The organism is Dokdonella sp., assembly GCF_017744955.1.
Taxonomy (GTDB): Bacteria; Pseudomonadota; Gammaproteobacteria; order Xanthomonadales; family Rhodanobacteraceae; genus Dokdonella_A.
This window is the reverse complement of the sequence record NZ_JAGIAG010000009.1, coordinates 14,940-32,798: the sequence shown is the minus strand read 5'-3', so window position 1 is coordinate 32,798 and position 17,859 is coordinate 14,940. Positions and strand designations below refer to the sequence as shown.

The 17,859-nt window shown below is 70.5% G+C and carries 16 protein-coding genes; 2 read left to right on the top strand and 14 right to left on the bottom strand.

What is annotated here, in order from left to right:
- Both J7520_RS16015 and J7520_RS16010 read left to right on the top strand, forming a co-directional pair.
- The gene (locus tag J7520_RS16015) at positions 1 to 1,389 is read left to right on the top strand and encodes an alginate export family protein (protein WP_291190297.1); all 1,389 of its coding nucleotides are present in this window, start codon (positions 1 to 3) and stop codon (positions 1,387 to 1,389) included.
- Between the two features lie 22 nt (positions 1,390 to 1,411).
- Positions 1,412 to 2,125: a YoaK family protein gene (locus tag J7520_RS16010; protein ID WP_291190294.1), complete on the top strand. Its 714-nt coding sequence runs from the start codon at positions 1,412 to 1,414 to the stop codon at positions 2,123 to 2,125.
- Between the two features lie 21 nt (positions 2,126 to 2,146).
- On the opposite strand, the gene ybaL is transcribed toward J7520_RS16010, so the two are convergent.
- From ybaL to pdsR, 14 genes are all read right to left on the bottom strand, one after another.
- Complete coding sequence (gene ybaL, locus J7520_RS16005; protein ID WP_291190291.1) at positions 2,147 to 3,868, bottom strand: YbaL family putative K(+) efflux transporter; 1,722 nt, start codon at positions 3,866 to 3,868, stop codon at positions 2,147 to 2,149.
- Between the two features lie 112 nt (positions 3,869 to 3,980).
- On the bottom strand, positions 3,981 to 4,292 hold the full coding sequence (locus J7520_RS16000; protein WP_291190288.1) for a hypothetical protein: 312 nt from the start codon (positions 4,290 to 4,292) through the stop codon (positions 3,981 to 3,983).
- 178 nt (positions 4,293 to 4,470) lie between these two features.
- Positions 4,471 to 5,754: a cytochrome c gene (locus J7520_RS15995; protein ID WP_291190285.1), complete on the bottom strand. Its 1,284-nt coding sequence runs from the start codon at positions 5,752 to 5,754 to the stop codon at positions 4,471 to 4,473.
- Entirely contained in the window at positions 5,751 to 6,446 is a 696-nt protein-coding gene (locus J7520_RS15990; RefSeq protein ID WP_291190282.1) for a c-type cytochrome, read from the bottom strand. The genes J7520_RS15995 and J7520_RS15990 overlap by 4 nt, the downstream gene beginning before the upstream one ends.
- A 28-nt stretch (positions 6,447 to 6,474) precedes the next feature.
- Positions 6,475 to 6,687 carry a twin transmembrane helix small protein gene (locus tag J7520_RS15985; protein ID WP_291190278.1) on the bottom strand — a complete coding sequence of 71 codons (213 nt, stop codon included), beginning with the start codon at positions 6,685 to 6,687 and terminating at the stop codon, positions 6,475 to 6,477.
- A 109-nt stretch (positions 6,688 to 6,796) separates the two neighbouring features.
- Entirely contained in the window at positions 6,797 to 8,221 is a 1,425-nt protein-coding gene (locus J7520_RS15980; RefSeq protein ID WP_291190275.1) for a PLP-dependent aminotransferase family protein, read from the bottom strand.
- Between the two features lie 71 nt (positions 8,222 to 8,292).
- Complete coding sequence (locus J7520_RS15975) at positions 8,293 to 9,153, bottom strand: alpha/beta hydrolase (protein ID WP_291190272.1); 861 nt, start codon at positions 9,151 to 9,153, stop codon at positions 8,293 to 8,295.
- A 513-nt stretch (positions 9,154 to 9,666) separates the two neighbouring features.
- Positions 9,667 to 11,142 (bottom strand): anthranilate synthase component I, encoded by a 1,476-nt coding sequence (trpE, locus tag J7520_RS15970; protein WP_291190269.1) that lies wholly within the window; start codon positions 11,140 to 11,142, stop codon positions 9,667 to 9,669.
- 200 nt (positions 11,143 to 11,342) lie between these two features.
- Positions 11,343 to 12,125 carry a MetQ/NlpA family ABC transporter substrate-binding protein gene (locus J7520_RS15965; RefSeq protein WP_291190266.1) on the bottom strand — a complete coding sequence of 261 codons (783 nt, stop codon included), beginning with the start codon at positions 12,123 to 12,125 and terminating at the stop codon, positions 11,343 to 11,345.
- Positions 12,126 to 12,225: 100 nt separating this feature from the next.
- Entirely contained in the window at positions 12,226 to 12,891 is a 666-nt protein-coding gene (locus J7520_RS15960; protein WP_291190263.1) for a methionine ABC transporter permease, read from the bottom strand.
- Positions 12,891 to 13,883: a methionine ABC transporter ATP-binding protein gene (locus J7520_RS15955; protein WP_291190259.1), complete on the bottom strand. Its 993-nt coding sequence runs from the start codon at positions 13,881 to 13,883 to the stop codon at positions 12,891 to 12,893. Before J7520_RS15955 ends, J7520_RS15960 begins: the two co-directional genes overlap by 1 nt.
- A 60-nt stretch (positions 13,884 to 13,943) precedes the next feature.
- Positions 13,944 to 14,966, bottom strand: a complete 1,023-nt coding sequence (locus tag J7520_RS15950; protein WP_291190257.1) for a sialidase family protein — start codon at positions 14,964 to 14,966, stop codon at positions 13,944 to 13,946.
- Between the two features lie 10 nt (positions 14,967 to 14,976).
- Positions 14,977 to 17,013 (bottom strand): ATP-binding protein, encoded by a 2,037-nt coding sequence (locus tag J7520_RS15945; RefSeq protein WP_291190254.1) that lies wholly within the window; start codon positions 17,011 to 17,013, stop codon positions 14,977 to 14,979.
- A 149-nt stretch (positions 17,014 to 17,162) separates the two neighbouring features.
- On the bottom strand, positions 17,163 to 17,852 hold the full coding sequence (pdsR, locus tag J7520_RS15940; RefSeq protein ID WP_291190251.1) for a proteobacterial dedicated sortase system response regulator: 690 nt from the start codon (positions 17,850 to 17,852) through the stop codon (positions 17,163 to 17,165).
- Positions 17,853 to 17,859 lie beyond the last annotated feature (7 nt).

Here is a 17,859-nt window from a genome sequence, read left to right as displayed (position 1 = left end):
GTGCGCGTCGGCCGGCTCGCGCTCGCCGCCGTGCTCGCCGTCGCGGGGGCACTCGCGCAGGCGGAGCCGCCTGCGCAGCGGCCGACCGTCGGCATGTACCGCTGGCAGGAGGACTGGTCGTTCCTCGCCACCTCGGCCCTGCGCACCGAGCCCGGCGACGCGCTCAAGTACCTCGCGTTGTCGGACGACGACCCCGCACGCTACGTCTCCTTCGGCATCACGCTGCGCGAACGCTACGAGCACAACGACGCGCCGCGGTTCGGCGCGACCGGCGTCGGCACGGTCGACTCTCTGATCCACCGCCTCGAACTGCACGCCGATGTGCATCTGTCCGAGCGCGTGCGCTTCTTCGTCCAGGTGGAAAACGCGCTCGCTCCGGGGCTCGGCCGCCCCGGTCCCGCCGACGCCAACAAGCTCGACCTGCGCCTGGCGTTCGTCGACGGACGCCTCGACGCCGGCGACGGATTGATTAAATGGCGCGTCGGCCGGCAGGAAATGGCCTTCGACCTGCAGCGCTTCATCTCGGTGCGCGACGGTCCGAACGTGCGCCAGGCCTACGACGCGATCTGGGGCGACTACGAACGCGGCGACTGGCGCCTCAGCGGCTTCGTGAGCCGGCCCGTGCAGTATCGCAACGCGTCCGCGTTCGACGACGTCAGCAACCGGCACCTGGCCTACGGCGGCGTGCGCGTGCAGCGCCAGGCCGTGGCCGGAGGCGAGTTCAGCGCGACGCTGTCGGAGTACCGCAACGACGACGCGCGCTTCCCCGCGGCGGCCGGCGAGGAGCGCCGGCGCAACCTCGACCTGCGCTGGGTCGGCAACGCGCGCGGCTTCGACTGGGACGTCGAGGGCATGCGCCAGCGCGGTCGCCTCGGCGGCCGCGCCGTCGAGGCCTGGGCGCTCGGCGCGCTCGGCGGCTACACGTTCGCCGCCTTGGCGTGGACGCCGCGACTCGGCGTGCAGATCGACGCCGCGTCAGGCGACCGCGCTCGGCGCGACGGCCGCGTCGGCACCTTCAACCCGATGTTCCCGAACGGCTACTACGTGACGCTGTCGGGCTACACCGGCTACAGCAACTTCATCCACTTCAAGCCGTCGCTGACACTGCGGCCGGCCGCGGGCGTGAAGGTGCTCGCCGCGCTCGGCACGCTGTGGCGGCAGACCATGCGCGACGCCGTCTTCGCCCAGCCCAGTCTCGCCCTGCCGCGCACGGCCGGCGCCCCCGGGCGGCGCACCGCCAACTACGTGCAGCTGCGCATCGACTGGGCCGCCGCCCGTAACATCGCCCTGGCGTTCGAAGCCGACCGCTTCGACGTCGCCGACGTCGTGCGCGCGGCCGGCGGCCACGACTCCACCTACCTCGGCGCCGAACTGCGCTGGGGCTGGTGACGGACCGACACGAGAGGAACCCATGACCGCGACCGCGACCGCCGTGCCGAACGCGCCGGCTTCTCCTTCCGACGACACGCAGATCAGCACCCTGATGGCGTTCACCGCCGGCTTCGTCGACACCTGCGGCTTCGTCGCGCTGTTCGGCCTGTTCACGGCGCACGTCACCGGCAACTTCGTGCTGATCGGCGCCACGCTGGCGCAGCCGCGCCCCGGCATCCTGGCCAAGCTGCTCGCGTTTCCGGTGTTCATCCTGGCCGTCGCGGTGACGCAGGCTTTCCTGCATCGATGCCGGCGCGACGGGCGCGATCCGTCGCGCGCGGTGCTGCTCGGTCAGGCGGCGTTTCTCGCGCTGTTCCTCGGCGTCGGCGTGTGGGGTTCGCCGATCGACGATCCGGACGCGCCGCTGACGATCCTCATCGGCATGTTCGGCGTCGCCGCGATGGCGATCCAGAACGTCGCCTCGCGCACGGTGTTCGCCCAGCACGCGCCGACCACGGTGATGACCGGCAACGTCACGCAGACGGTGATGGACGCGGTCGAGGTCGCCTACGGCGCCGATGCCGCGCCGGCGAAGGCGCGCCTGCGCAAGATGCTGCCGCCGGTGATCGGCTTCGCGCTCGGCGCGATCGCCGGCGGACTCGGCTTCGTCGGCGCCGGCTTCTGGTGCCTGGCGCTGCCGCTGGCGGCGGTGCTCTACGTGGCGTGGCGTCGGCGCCGCGCCGGGCGAGGCTGAGTCGCCGCGCGGCGCATCGACTCAGGCCGCCGAGGCCGGCCCGAGGAAGTCCGGTTCCTGCTTGCGCGCGAAATACCGATCCAGCCCGCCGACCGAATCGCACATGCTGCGCGCGATCTCGCGCTCGCCCATGATCGCCGCGTCGGCGCCGCAGCCGAGCAGGTAGGCGACGTCGGCGTCCGAGTGCGCGCGCGCGAGCACCGCGATCGACGGATTCAGCGCGCGGGCGCGCTTGACGATCTGGCCGGCTTCGAGGATCTGCGGCATCGCCACCAGCAGCGCGCGCGCGGTGGTGACATGCGCGTCGTCCAGCACGCCTTCGGCGGCCGCGTTGCCGAGTACGCCGGCGATGCCGAGCGCGCGCGCCTGTTCGAGGTGGTCGCGATTGGTTTCGATCAGCGCGAGCGGCCGACCGGCGTCGTGCAGGCGCTGGCCGACCAGCGAACCGACGCGGCCGAAGCCGACCAGCACGATGTGGTCGCCCTCCGGCAGCGGCGGCCCGGGCGCCACTTCCTCTTCCTCCGGTTCGGCCTTCGCGGCGGCCGCGGCGTCGCGCCGCGTCTGCCATCGGTCGAGCGCGGCGAACAGCAGCGGATTGGCGCAGATCGACAGGATTGCGCCAGCCAGGATCAGGTCGCGGCCTTCCTTCGGCAGCAGGCCGAGTTCGACGCCGAGTCCGGCGAGGATGAAGGAGAACTCGCCGATCTGCGCCAGCGCGGTGGCGATCGTCAGCGCGACCTCGGGCGGCCGGCGGAACGCGCGCACGATGGCGAGCGCGCCGAGCGACTTGCCGATGGTGATGATCAGGAATACGCCGATCACCGCCAGCGGCTGGTTCAGCAGGATCTTCGGGTCGAACAGCATGCCGACCGAGACGAAGAACAGCACGGCGAACGCGTCGCGGAACGGCAGCGAATCGTTGGCGGCCTGGTGGCTGAGCTTCGACTCGTTCAGCACCATGCCGGCGAAGAACGCGCCGAGCGCGAAGGAAACACCGAACAGCATCGCCGAGGCGTAGGCGACGCCGAGGGCGATCGCCAGCACCGACAGCGTGAACAGCTCGCGCGAGCCGACGCCGGCCGTGCGCTCGAGCAGCCAGGGAATGACGCGGCGGCCGACGATCAGCATGAAGGCGATGAAGGCGGCCACCTTGCCGAAGGTGATCGCCAGCGCCAGCCCGATGCCGCGCTCGCCGGCGGCCGGGTCGGCGTGCCCGCCGAGCAGTCCGGACAGCGCCGGCAGCAGGACCAGCGCCAGCACCATCGCGAGGTCCTCGACGATCAGCCAGCCGATCGCGATGCGGCCGCGCGTGGTTTCCAGCAGCCGGCGTTCCTCCAGCGCGCGCAGCAGCACCACGGTGCTGGCGGTCGACAGCGCGATGCCGAACACCAGCCCGGCGCCGAGCGGCCAGCCGAGCAGCCAGCCCATGCCCATGCCGAGCACGGTCGCCAGCAGGATCTGCCCGACTGCGCCGGGGATCGCGATCGCCTTCACTTCGAGCAGGTCGCCCAGCGAGAAGTGCAGGCCGACGCCGAACATCAGCAGGATCACGCCGAGCTCCGACAGCTCCGGCGCGATCGCCTGGTCGGCGACGATGCCCGGCGTGAACGGCCCGATCAGGACACCGGCGAGCAGGTAGCCGACGATCGGCGACAGGCGCAGTCGCTGCGCCAGCATGCCGGCGACGAACGCCAGCACGAAGGCGGAAACGAGGGTCGCGATGAGCGGAGTGTGGTGAGGCACGCGGGGTTCCTGCCGGGAGAACGACCACCGCAGGCGCGATGGACTTGATGTTTAACACATCGAGGCGACAGGAAAAACCCGACGTGTCCGCGCTGCGCCGCGCGGTGCGCGATCAGCGCAGGCGTCGCAGCCAGGCCGCGCGCAGCGGCAGTGCGAGGCAGAACACGCCGAGAAAGGCGCCGTAGGCGAGCAGCGTCGCGACGACCTGCCGCCACAGCGCGCCGCCCGTCCCGCTGCCGGCGCGAAAGCCCCAGCGCATCGCCGCGATGCTGAGCACGCCGGCGACCGCCAGCACGGCGAGGTCGGCCAGCCAGCGCCGCGCGCCGCGCGGCGTGCGCGGATAGGCGCAGTACAGCGCGCCGACGATGGCGAAGGTCGGCAGGAACAGGAGGAAGGAGAGTCCGGTTTCGAAGAAGGTGTTCATGCTTGGCTTGGGGTCCGGAACGCTGACGACGAGGTGCGTTTTCTCCACGTGCCGGAGAGGGGCGCACGCGCAAGAATCGGCCGGCGGCGCCTCACGCCCGCCTCATCCGCCGCTTCGCGCCACCGCCTCCCGCGGGAGGGAAGAAATCCTCCCACGCCGCGATCGGAGCGAGCGCGTCTCAATCGATGACGATACCGTGCATCGCATCGACGTCGTCGTCGGTCAGGCGCGAATCCTGCCCGCCCCAGGTCCGGCGGATGTGGTTGACGACCGCGGCGACCTCGGCCGAATCGAGCTGCTGCACGAACGGCGGCATCGAATGCGGACGCGGATTGCCCGTCGTGGTCACTTCCATGCCGCCGTACAGCACCATGCGCACGGCATTGATCGGATCCGGCGCGGTGACCGCGACGGCGTCGCGCAGCGGCGGATAGGCGCCGTTCTCGCCTTCGCCGTTCTTGCCGTGGCAGTCGGCGCAGGCGCGCGCGTAGACGTCGGCACCCTTGCCGCTCGCATCGGTCTGCGCCGCCACGGCCGTCGGCTGCGGGCGCAAAGGGCTCGGCGCAATCTGCTTCAGGTGACGCGCGATCGCCAGGGCGTCTTCGGATGTCAGCCAGCGCAGACTCGCGTAGGCGACTTCCGCCATCGGTCCGTACGCGCTGCCGTGCGGCGAGGTGCCGTCCCGCAGGTAGTCGGCCAGCTGCTGCTCGGAGTAGCGCTGCAGCTGCACGCTGTCCAGCGGCGGCGCATACCAGCCGACGCCTGGAATCACGCCTCCGGCGAAGTGGCCTTCCGGCGGCAGCGAGCCGCGTTCGCCGCGCGCGCTGTGGCACATCGCGCAGTGGCCGAGGCCTTCGACGAGATAGCGGCCGCGATCGGACGGATCGAGCGGCGCGGTCTGGTCCGGGCGGTAATACAGCATGCGCCAGCCGATCAGCGCGCGGCGCGAATCGGCCGGCGCTTCGAGCCGGTTCGGCGGCGGCACGAAGTCGCTGGCCGGCTGCGCGCGCAGCCAGGCGTAGATCGCGTCGAGGTCGGCATCGGAGACGCCGGCGAAATGCGCGTACGGAAACACCGGATAGAGCGGCCCGCGCCGCGCGACGCCGTGGCGCATCGCGTGCGCGAACTCGTCGGCGGACCAGTCGCCGATGCCGTGGTCGCGATCCGGCGTGAGATTGCTGCTGTAGACGGTGCCGATGCCGGTGGCGAATGCGCGGCCGCCGGCGAGCGGCGCGCCGCCGCGCGTGGTGTGGCAGGCTACGCAGTCGCCGAGACGCGCGAGGTATTCGCCGCGCGCGATCGTCGCCGCGTCGCCGGCGACGGCGCGACCGCCGCCGTGCGGCACGCGGTACGGCGCGAAGCCGCCCTGGCGCGCGAACAGCACGCCGACGACGGCCGCCGCGGCCAGCACGAACGGCAGCAGCACCAGCGCGGCGATGGCGAAGACGCGGCGCAGTTTCATCGCGTCGTTTCCGTGTGCAGCGCGCCGCACGACGTCGGCGGCGTGAAGCTGCCGGCCGGCGCCGGCCGCGTGCCTTCCGGATTGGATTGCTGCGACAGCCAGGTGGCGATCGCGCGGATGTCCTCCGGCGCGATCGCGCGCGCGACTTCGCGCATGCAGTCCGGCTCGATCGCGTGGCGCACGCCGTCGCGCCAGTGGCCGAACTGCGCGACGATGTAGTCGGCCGGCAGGCCGACCGTGGCCGGGATGCCGGGTTCGAGTCCGGCCAAGTTGGCGCCGTGGCAAGCGCTGCACGCAGGCACGTTGCGCACGGGGTCGCCTTCGCGCACCAGCCGCTCGGCGCGTTCGCGGCGTTCCGGCGTCAGCGCGTCCGCGCCGGTGTCCGCGGCGTGCGCGCGCGGCGGCAGCGCGGCGTAGTAGTCGGCGATCTCGCGCAGCCAGGTGTCGTCGGCGAACTGCACCAGCCAGGCCATCTGCGGATTGACCCGGCGCCCGTCGCGAAAGCCCTTCAGCTGCTCGAACAGATAACCGGCCGGCTTGCCGGCCAGGTGCGGGTAGTACTCGGCCCCGCGCACGCCTTCGCCGGACTTGCCGTGGCAGGCCACGCAGGCAGCCAGGCGTTCGCCGACGCCTTCGTCGGCCAGCGGCGCGGTCGCGTACAGCAGCAGGGCGAAGGCGAGCAGCTTTTGCATGCGTCGGTGTCGAATCGCCGTCGAGTGATCAGGGTGTAATGCCGTGCGGCTGAATCCAGCCCATCGCGATGCCGAAGACGACCACCGCGATCAGTCCGACCGAGAGGCCGATGCGCCAGGTCAGCGCGTGCAGCGTACGCCCGCTCGAACCGCTGTCGAGCATCATGTAGTACAGCCCCGCGCCGAGGTTGTAGAGGATCGCCGCGAGCGCGACGCAGATCAGGATCTTGCCGGCCATCATGGGAGTGCGCCTGTCTTTTGAACTGTGGCGAACGATAGAGCCGCGGCGGCCTCGCGAACCGATCAGTTGCCGCCGAAACGACCAGATCAGGCCGCGCGAATTGTCGCAGTCAGGTGCCGGCGAGGTGCCCGAGCGTCGCCATTGCCGCTTCGATGCGCTCGTCCCAGGGATGGCCGTAGTTCAGGCGCAGGCCGTGCTCGAAGCGTGCGCGCGAGGAGAAGACCGGTCCCGGCGCGACGCTGATCGACTGCGCCAGCGCGCGCCGGTGCAGCTCCATCGCGTCGACGCCGGGTGGCAGCTCCAGCCACAGGAAATAGCCGCCGTACGGCCGCGTCGCGCGCGTGGCCGGCGGGAAATGGCGTGCGATCGCGGCCAGCATCGCTTCCTGCTGCGCGGCCAGCGTCTGCCGCAGCTTGCGCAGGTGGCGGTCGTAGCCGCCGTGCTCGAGGTAGGCCGCGAGTGCCGTTTCGGCCGGCGTCGAGGCGGTCAGCGTGGTCGACAGCTTCAGCCGCGCGACGGTCTGCAGGTAGCGTCCCGGCGCGATCCAGCCGATGCGGTAGCCCGGCGCCAGGCACTTGGAGAACGACGAGCAGTGCAGCACCAGGCCGTGCTCATCGTAGGCCTTCGACGGCGGCGGCCGGCGCGCGCCGAAGTACAGCTCGCCGTAGACGTCGTCCTCGATCAGCGGCGTGTCGTGGCGCGCGAGCAGGGCGACCAGCTCGCGCTTCTTCGCCTCCGGCATCAGGCTGCCGAGCGGATTCTGGAAATTGGTCATCAGCCAGCACGCGGCCGGACGCTGGCGTTCGAGCACCTCGGCCAGCGCGCCGAGTTCGACGCCTTCGCGCGGATGCGTCGCCACCTCGATCGCGCGCAGGCCGCGCTGCTCGAGCGCCTGCAGGGCGGCGTAGAACGTCGGCGACTCGACCGCGACCGCGTCGCCCGGCCGCGTCACCGCGGCGAGGCCGAGATGCAGCGCCTCCATCGCGCCGTTGGTCACCACCAGGTCGTCGGCGTCGACGTGCAGGCCGTCGACCAGGTAGCGCAACGCGATCTGCCGCCGCAGCGCGAGGTTGCCCTGGTGCAGGTGGTCGACGCTGGCGCGCGGATCGAGCTTCTGCACCGTCGCCGCCATCGTCTTCGCCAGGCGCTGCAACGGGAACAGCAGGGGACTGGGGAACGCCGAGCCGAGCGGCACCACGTCGCGCCGCATGGTCGCCTTGAGGATCGCGAACACGCGTTCGCCGACGTCGACCGCGATCGAGTCGGTGTCCGGTTCGGACGTGCGCTCCGGTTCGGCCGGCGGCGCCGCGGCGGCGACGTAGTAGCCCGAGCGCGCCTGCGCGCGGATCAGGCCGCGCGCTTCGAGCCGGTAGTAGGCCTGGAACACCGTCGACGGATTCACGTCGCGGCTCGCCGCCGTCTGCCGCACCGACGGCAGCCGATCGCCGGGTCGCAGCGTGCCGGCGCGGATCGAGGCCGCGATCTCGTCGGCGAGGGCTTCGTAGCGTGTCGGCGGGCGGGTCGATGGGCGCAAGCGGACAGCGTGACGCAGATCGGCGGTGCCGATCAAGCCTGCCGTACGGCCATTCGCGGCGATGTGCGGAGCTAGCGGAAGTGGCGGCGGATCAGCGTCTCCAGTTCGTCCGGCTGTTCGACGTGGGCGGCGGTGCCGCTGTGTTCGAGCACGACGAACTCGGCCTGCGGCGCCGCCGTGCGGAAATCCTGCTGCAGGCGCGGATGCAGCGCGCGGTCGTAGCGTCCGGCGACGATCATCATCGGCGTTTCGATCGCGGACAGGCGCGGGCGGAAATCGGGAATCCGCGCGACCTCGCCGCCGAGCGCGAAGTCGATGTCGCCGCCGGTGAAGACGTCGTACAGCGCCTGGTTGAACGCGCCGGGTTCGCTGCTGACCTTGGCCGCGTTGAGCGGATCGCGGAATCGCGCCGCCGCGCTGGCGACAGCGCGGAAGCGGTCCTGGATGCGCGGATCGGACGAGGGCAGGCCCTGCGCGCGCAGCGCGAGGATCTCGTCCCACACTTCGGGAAACTGGTTGGCGATCTCGTGGTTGATGTTGAGATGGTTCTCCAGCCACATCTGCGGACTGTGCAAGGTATTGACCAGCAGCAGGCGCCTCAGCAGATCGGGACGGTCGAGCGCGAGCTGCTGCGCCACCAGTCCGCCGTAGGAAGCCGCGTACAGGTGCACCGGATCGAGGCCGAGCGTTTCGATCAGCGCCGCCACGTCCTCGACGTCGCGCGCGAAGGTGATGTCCGACCACACGGCGGGGCGCCCCGAACGGCCGCGTCCGAAGTAGTCGACGTAGACGATCTCGTAGGCGTCCGCGAGGCGGTGCATGAACGGATGGAAGGTGACGTGCGACGCCGCCGGACCGCCGGCGAGCAATACGATCGGCTCGCCGTGCCCTTCGCGTTCCACCCACAGTTCGCGTCCGTTCGGCAGGCGCACGAGACCTCCGGGAGCGTGCCGGATCGGCTCGGGTGCGGGGTGGTCGGCCGTTGCGGCGGATTCGGCGGCAGATAAAGGAGAACGAGCGGACATCGGGGCACTCCGGCGTGAATGTCGACGCATCGTCGCGGTTGCCGTCGCGCCGCACACTCCGATTCTTGCGGGCCGGCTCTGCGCGCGCCGCAGGTCGCGCGGGAGTACTTGGAAGGCTCGAAACGCGGCTGCTATCGCTCTCCGGCGCCGACCGAACCGAACGTCGCCGGCAATCTCGCAGAGAACGAGTCCAGCAGGCGATCACCCGGTCGCGAGACGGCAGACGTAACGTGGGACATGCTCCGCTCGGGCCTCAAGAGGTTCTCTCGCAGAGGCGCAGAGGGCGCGGAGAAAGCTGAAAAAAGAAGAACCCGCTTGGACGCATTTCGCTTTTCTCTGCGCCCTCTGCGCCTCTGCGAGAAAGCCGCCTTTCGGCACCGAGCCTGGCCGACGGCGCGCCGACGACGCCGCGCGCGCCGCTCACAACCCGCCCGCCGCCTGCGCCACCGCACGGAACAGCGCGCGGCCCTTGTTCATCGTCTCCTCCCATTCCTTCGTCGGGTCGGAGTCGAACACCACGCCGCCGCCGGCCTGCACGTAGAGGCGGCCGTCCTGGATCACCGCAGTGCGGATCGCGATCGCAGTGTCGGCGTCGCCGTTCCAGCCGACGTAGCCGATCGCGCCGGCGTAGATGTTGCGCTTGTGCGGTTCGAGTTCCTGGATGATCTCGATGGCGCGGATCTTCGGCGCGCCGCTGACGGTGCCGGCCGGGAAGGTCGCCTTCAGCACGTCCATGTACGACAGCCCGTCGCGCAGCTCGCCCTCGACCTGGCTGACGATGTGCATCACGTGCGAGTAGCGCTCGATGACGAAGCTCTCGGTCAGCGCGACCGTGCCGGTCTTGCTGACGCGGCCGACGTCGTTGCGTCCGAGGTCGATCAGCATCAGGTGTTCGGCGCGTTCCTTGGCGTCGGCGAGCAGTTCCTGTTCGAGCGCGAGGTCTTCCTCCGGGGTTCTGCCGCGCGGGCGCGTACCGGCGATCGGGCGCACGACGACCTTGCCGTGTTTCAGGCGCACCAGGATTTCCGGCGACGAACCGACGATCTGCGTGTGACCGAGATCGACGAAGTACATGTACGGCGAGGGGTTCAGCGCGCGCAGCGCGCGGTAGACGTCGACCGGCCGCGCGCGGAACGGTACGGACAGCCGCTGCGAGGGCACCACCTGGAAGATGTCGCCGGCGCGGATGTATTCCTTCGCCTTCTCGACCATCGCCTCGTACTGCTCGCGCGTGAAGCTCGATTCGAAATCGGTTTCGGCCAGCGCCTTCGGATCGAGCACGTCCGGATAGCCGGAGCCGGAATGGCGCAGGCGGAACACGAGTTCGTCCAGGCGCCGGCACGCGCGCGCGTAGGCCTGCGGCTGCGACGGATCGGCGTGCACGATCAGGTACAGCCGGCCCTTGAGGTTGTCGAACACGGCGACTTCCTCGCTCAGCATCAAGAGCGCGTCCGGCGTGCCGAGCAGGTCCGGCTTGTCCGATCGATCCAGGCGCGGCTCGACCCAGCCGATGGTCTCGAAGCCGAAATGCCCGACCAGCCCGCCGGTGAACGCGGGCAGGCCGTCGAGTTCGGCGACCTTGAAGGTGGCGCGGATCGCTTCGATCTCGGCCAGGGGATCGGCCAGCTCGCGCGTCTCGACCACTTCGCCGAGGTCTTCGACCGTCAGCGTGCGCCCGCGCAGCGCGTACACGCGCCGGCACGGCAGGCCGATGATCGAGTGGCGGCCCCAGTTCTCGCCGCCCTCGACCGATTCGAACAGGTACGCGTACGGCCCGTCGGCGAGCTTGAGGTACACCGACAGCGGCGTGTCCAGGTCGGACAACACCTCGCGCGCGACCGGGATGCGGTTGTAGCCCTGGCGCGCGAGGGCGTCGAAATCGTGCTGGCTGATCACGTCGGGGGATGCCGGGAAAATTGCGGATCGCGACGATAGCAGGACGCGGTGGGCGTTCGCTCGGGCATGAGCGCAGGAGGGGTGGGACGGGAGAAGCGGTTTTCTCGCAGAGACGCGGAGGGCGCAGAGAAAAGCAATTTCGAGTAGCTTTCTCCGCGCCCTCTGCGTCTCTGCGAGGGAAGCCGTTTCTTAACTTTGCATCAAAACGCCGGCACCACCGCGCCACGGTACTTGTTCTTGATGAAGTCCTTCACCGCCGCACTGTGCAACGCGGCGGCGAGCTTCTTCACGGCTGGCGCGTCCTTGTTGTCCTCGCGCGCGACCAGCACGTTGACGTAGGGCGTGTCCGCGTCCTCGATCGCCAGCGCGTCCTTGGACGGGTCGAGCTTGGCGTCGAGCGCGTAGTTCGTGTTGATGACGGCCGCGTCGACCTGGCCGAGCACACGCGGCAAGGTCGCCGCTTCGAGTTCGCGGAACGTGAGGTTCTTCGGATTCGTCGCGACGTCCTTCAGCGTCGACACCGGATTGGCCGGATCCTTCAGCGTGATCAGCTTGGCCCTTTGCAACAGCAGCAGCGCGCGGCCGGTGTTGCTCGGATCGTTCGGCAGCGCGACGTTGGCGCCGTCGGCGAGTTCGGCCAGCGTCTTGGCCTTGCGCGAATAGAGGCCGAGCGGTTCGACGTGCACGTCTTCCAGCGCGACCAAGTGCGTACCGCGGTTGCGGTTGAATTCCTCCAGGTACTGCTTGGTCTGGAAGTAGTTCGCGTCGATGCGCTTCTCGGCCACCTGCACGTTCGGCTGCACGTAGTCGGTGAACACCTTGATCTTCAGCTCGACGCCTTCGGCGGCGAGCGCGGGCTTCACCGCCTCGAGGATCTCCGCGTGCGGCACTGCGGTGGCGGCGACGGTGAGCGTCTCGGCGGCGGCGAGAGGTGGGACGAGCACGGCCGCGAGCGCGGCGATCAGGGCGGGTAGGCGTTTCATGTCGATATTCCTGGAAGTGTGGTCCGGAATTTTGCCCGGCGCGGCAGGGCAGCGGCATGCGCCGCAGGAGAAGCCTAATAACCAGACTTCATGACGCCGTTCAGCGCCGGCTGAGCCGCGCCACCAGCCGGTCGCCGAACATCTGCAGCAGCTGCACCAGCACCAGCAGCAGCACCACGGTGACCACCATCACGTCGGTCTGGAAGCGCTGGTAGCCGAAGCGCACGGCGAGGTCGCCGAGGCCGCCGGCGCCGATCACGCCGGCCATCGCGGTGTAGGAGACCAGCGCGATCGCGGTGACGGTGGCGCCGGCGATCAGGCCCGGCATCGCTTCGGGCAGCAGCACGCCGAACACGATCTGGCGCGTGCTCGCCCCCATTGCCTGGCTCGCCTCGATCACGCCGCGGTCGACTTCGCGCAGCGCGTTCTCGACCAGGCGCGCGAAGAACGGCGCGGTGCCGACGACCAGCGGCGGAATCGCGCCGGCGACGCCGAGCGAGGTGCCGACCAGCACGACCGTGAACGGGATCATCACGATCAGCAGGATGATGAACGGCAGCGAGCGCAGCACGTTCACGACGAAGGAGAGGATCGCGTAGACGACGGACTGTTCGAGCAGCTGCCGCTTGCCGGTCAGGAACAGCAGCACGCCGAGCGGCAGGCCGAGCGCGATGCTGGCGACCAGCGAGCCGCCGAGCATGATCAGCGTGTCGAGACTGGCCTGTCCGATCTCGGCCCAGTCGACGTTGGCGAACCAGCCGTCCATCACGCCACCTCCTCGACGTGCACGCCGGCGTCGGCGAACGCGCGCAGCGCCGTTTCGACGTCGCCACCGCTGAGCGCGATGGTCAGCTGGCCGTACGGCGTGTCCTTGATGCGGTCGATGCGGCCGGCGAGGATGTTGTAGTCGACGCCGCTGGCGCGCGCGACGCGGCCGAGCAGCGGTGCGTAGGTCGCCTCGCCGCGGAAGGTCAGGCGCACCACGCGGCCGTGCGCCCGCGCGAGGTCGGCGCGGCGCTCGCGGTCGTCGACGTGCTCGGCTTCGAGCACGAAGCGCCGCGTGGTCTCGTGCCGCGGATGCAGGAATACGTCGGCGACGCTGCCGCTCTCGACCAGGTGGCCGGCGTCGAGCACGGCGACGCGGTCGCAGACGCGGCGGATCACGTCCATCTCGTGGGTGATCAGCACGATGGTGAGCTTAAGTTCGCGATTGAGTTCGCCGAGCAGGTTCAGCACCGAAGCGGTCGTCTCCGGATCGAGCGCGCTGGTCGCCTCGTCGCAGAGCAGCACCTCCGGTGCGCTGGCCAGCGCGCGGGCGATGCCGACGCGCTGCTTCTGTCCGCCGGACAGCTGCGCCGGGTACTTGTCCGCGTGCGCGGCGATGCCGACCCGCTCGAGCAGTTCGCGCACGCGCGCGGCGATCGCCGCACGCGGCTGCCCGGCCAGGCGCAGCGGGAACGCGACGTTCTGTGCCACCGTCTTCGAGGCGAGCAGGTTGAAGTGCTGGAAGATCATGCCGATGCGCCGGCGCAGCGTGCGCAGCCCCTCGTCGTCGAGCGCGGTGACGTCGGCGCCGCCGACCCGCACGCGGCCGCCGCTCGGTCGTTCGATGCGGTTGATCGAGCGCAGCAGCGTCGACTTGCCCGCGCCGGAACGGCCGATCACGCCGAACACCTCGCCGCGCTCGATGGAGAGGTCGAGCGGATGCAGCGCGCGCGTGCCGGCGTAGTCCTTGTAGACGCCCTGGAATTCGATCATCGCGCGAGTATAGGGCGAGCCCGCGACGCGCGTTCGCGGGCGCAGCGATCGCGGCCGCGCTCAGCCGGCGTCGAATCCGTCGGCGAAGATCGTGTCGACGACCATCACCGGGACGTCCGCCTGGCGCACGATGTCGTAGGTCATGCTGCCGGCCGGATCGTCGCGTCCCCAGTACAGCTCGACCGAAGTCGCCGACGTGCCGACCAGCGGATGCGGCTCGACGTCGTCCTGGTCGGGCGTGTCGGTGATCGCGACGGCCTCGGCCCAGTTCGCACCGTCGACGGAGCGTCGCACGGCGACATCGAAACCGCTGCCGGCGGCGCGGATCCAGAACAGCGCGAAGGCGCCGTCGGGCATCACCACCGGCAGCGAGTCGTGGTTGTTGCCCTCGGGCGCGAAGTCCTGTGCGGCGCCGCTCCAGTCGTGCGGGTCGGTCGTGGTCTTGACGAACATCTGCAGCGCATTGTTGCCCGGGTTCACCTGGTAGCTGGCCAGGTACAGGCCGTCGCTCTCGCGGTAGGCGAGACGCGGCAGCAGGGCGTCGCCGGCAATCTGCGTGCGTTGCGTGTCCCAGGTCGCGCCATCGTCGTTCGACTGCGCGACGTAGGCGGCGCTGCCGCGTTGATAGCTCATCGTCAGCGTGCCGTCAGCGTGGCGGACCACGTGCGGATTGATCTCGCCGCCGCCGGGCCAGCCGAGATCGAGCGGCGCCTGCTCGGTGAAGGCGATGCCGTCCGTGCTGGTCGCGCGCCAGAGGCGATAGGTCGAGAGGCCGCCGGTGCCTTTCAGGTAGAACAGCACGTAGCTGGACGGTGCGAGTTGCAGCAGCGCTGGGTGCCGCTCGTTCGCGCCCGTGGCGATGATCGGAGCCGGCGTGCTCCAGCTGGCGCCGTCGTCGGTCGAGCGTGTCAGCCACAGATCGCCGGAGTACGTGGCCGGCGCGAGCCGCTCGAACACGACGATGCGTGCGCCGTCGTCGTCGGAACGGATCACCGACGCCTGATAGTCGATTTCCGGCCCGCCGGTGACCGGCTCGACCGCGGCGGCGGCGGAGGCGACGACGGTGACCGTGATTGCTCCCAACCATCCTCGTCTACGCATCGCTACCGCCCTCCGACAGCCGCCGTCGCGGCATGCCCTGCATGATCAGGCTGAACTCGACGCCGCCGCCGTCGGCGAGGTTGCCGGCGGCGGCGCTGCCGCGATGCAGTTCGGCGACCAGGCGCACGACGTACAGGCCGAGGCCCAGATGCGGCGCCTCGCCTGCACGCGAGGCGCGCTCGCGCACCGACACCAGTGAATCGAACAGGCGCTCCTGCATCGTCGCCGGCAGCAGCGGTCCGGAATTGGCGAGGCGGATCGTCGTCGTCGCACCGTCCTCGCTGCGCGACAGCGACAGCGCGATCCAGCCGTCGGCCGGCGTGAACGAGCAGGCGTTGTCGAACAGCTTGTCGAGCGCCTGCGCGATCAGCTCCGGCGCGCCGTGGAATGGCGCCGGCGTGGACGGCAGCTGCAGGCGCAGCGCGCGCGGCGCGGCCAGCGCGCGATAGCTCTCGGCGCAGCCGGCGACCACCGCGCGCAAGTCGAAGTCCTCCGCCTCGGCCGCGGCGATCGCGCGCTCGATGCGGTTCGCCTCGCTCATCGCGCGCACGATCGCGCCGAGGCGATCGGCGCCGTCGCGCGCGCGGGAAAGATACGAGCGCGCGTCGGCCGGCAGCGCCTGATGCTCGAGGTTGTCGAGCGAGGACTTCACGATCGCCAGCGGCGTGTTCAGCTCGTGCGACAGTTTCGAGGCCAGCGTGCGCAGGTAGTCGGTGTAGGCCGCCACCTCGTCGAGCAGCTTGCGGAAGCTGCGCGCGAGGTCGCCGAGTTCGTCGCGGTCCTCGAGCAGGGGCAGCGATTGGCTGTCGATGCGCGAATCGGGCTTGGCCAGCCGCTCGACCGCGGCGCGCAGGCGGCGGATGCGCGCGACCAGGATGCCGATTCCGAACGCCGTCACGATGATGAAGAGCGCCGCCACCGCGAAGGCGATCGAACTCAGCGCGGACACGGCGCGATCCACCGCCTGCGGCAGCGCGCGCGTGGCCTGCTCGAGCACCAGCGCGCCGCGCGTGCCGTCGGCGCCGCCGAGCGGCACCGCCGCGGTCAGCACGACGACGTCGGTGGAAGCGCTGCGCCAGCTCGTCGCCGGCACGCCGGACAGCGCCTGCCAGACCTCGGCGGCGTCGATCCGCGGCGCGTCGCCGTCCAGTTCGCGCGAACCGCCGAGCGTGGGCGCGATCAGGTTGCGGTACACCCAGCCGGCGAACGCGCTGACCTTCTCGCCGCGCAGGCTCGCCGGCGCGTCGAGCCGGCCGGCGTCGGCGAGCAGCCAGCCGTCGGCGGCGATCAGGCGCGCCCGCGCGTGCTCGGGCACCAGTGGCCGCAGCGCGCGCGCGGCGTCCTCGTCGTAGTCGAGCAGGGAGCGCGCCTCGGCGGCGTCGCCGCCGGCGACGGCCGAGTCGTGCACGACCAGGCCGATGCGCTGCGGCCGCACGCCGCGCGGCAGCTTCAGTTCGATGCGATAGCCGGAGCCGTCTTCCTGCCACGCTCCGGCGAGATGGTCGGGCAGCGCGCCGCCGCCGCCGTCGGCCGGCGCGTCGAAGCCGCCGGGCGCGGCGCTGGCGAGGCGGTAGCGGCGCGTCTCGCCGTCCTGGGTCAGGCCGAGATCGACGTAGTCGCTGATCGACACGCGCGGATCGCGCGCATCGGCGCGCGCGCGCGTGGCGTCGCGCACTTCGGCCAGCAGATACAGGTCGCCGCCCTGGCGCGCCAGCAGCACGCGCAGCTTCTGCGGGTCGCCGCGCGGACCCAGCGCCTGCGCGTACGGACGCAGCGCGGACCAGTCGTCGGCGTAGCCGTCGACGATGATCGGCTCGTCGGCGCGCTGCACGTACAGCACCGGTCCCGCCGGCGGCAGCTCGACGCGCCGCGCCTCCAGCGCCTTCGCCAGCATGCCGGCGGCGGCGAGCAGCGCCTGCTCCTGGCCCTGGCGCATCAGCGACTCGGCCTGCCGCACGAACTGCCAGCCGGCCCAGGGCAGGGCCAGTGTCGACAGGGCGACGAGCAGGAGTTTGAAGCGGAGGGACATTGAGGGCGGTGATTCGTGATTGGTGATTCGTGATTAGTAAAAGCTGCTGACAAAGATCCTACGTGAGACGGCGCCCGCAGGGATCACGCCCACCAGGCTCCGCTCTTCCGAATCACCAATCACGAATCACAATTACAAATCACCATCAATCAACTCTTCCACCGATACCCGGCCCCATGCACCGTGTCGATCGCGTCGAAGGCCGGATCGATGGCGAGGAACTTCTTGCGGATGCGCTTGATGTGCGAGGTGATCGTCGCGTCGTCGACGACGACTTGCGCGTCGCGCATCAGCTGGTCGCGGCTCTTCACGTGGCCGGGGAAGCGCACCAGCGTGTGCACCATCCAGAACTCGGTCACCGTCAGCGGCACGTCGATCTCGTTCCAGGTCACGCGCATGCGTTCGGTTTCGAGCTTGAGCGGGCCCTGCGCGGTCACGCTGTCGGCGGCGGCGGGTTTCTTCAGCGCCTCCATGCGGCGGAACAGCGCATTGATGCGCGCGGCGAGCTGGTGCAGCGAGATGTCCTTGGCGAGGTAGTCGTCGGCGCCCAGGCGCAGGCCGGAGATCACGTCGAAGTCGGAGTCGCGCGCGGTCAGGAACAGGATCGGCAAGGTCGCCGACTTCGCGCGCAGGCTGCGGCACAGCTCGAAGCCGCCTTCCGGTTCGTCGCCGAGGCCGACGTCGATGATCACCAGCTCCGGCAGGCGCTGCGCGAACGCGCTTTCCGCTTCGCCGCGCGAGGCGTAGCCGCGCACTTCGTAGCCGAGCCGCGTCAGCGCCTCGGAGTAGTTGGCGCGGATCAGGGGTTCGTCTTCGACGATCGCGATGTGGCGTGGCATGAACGGC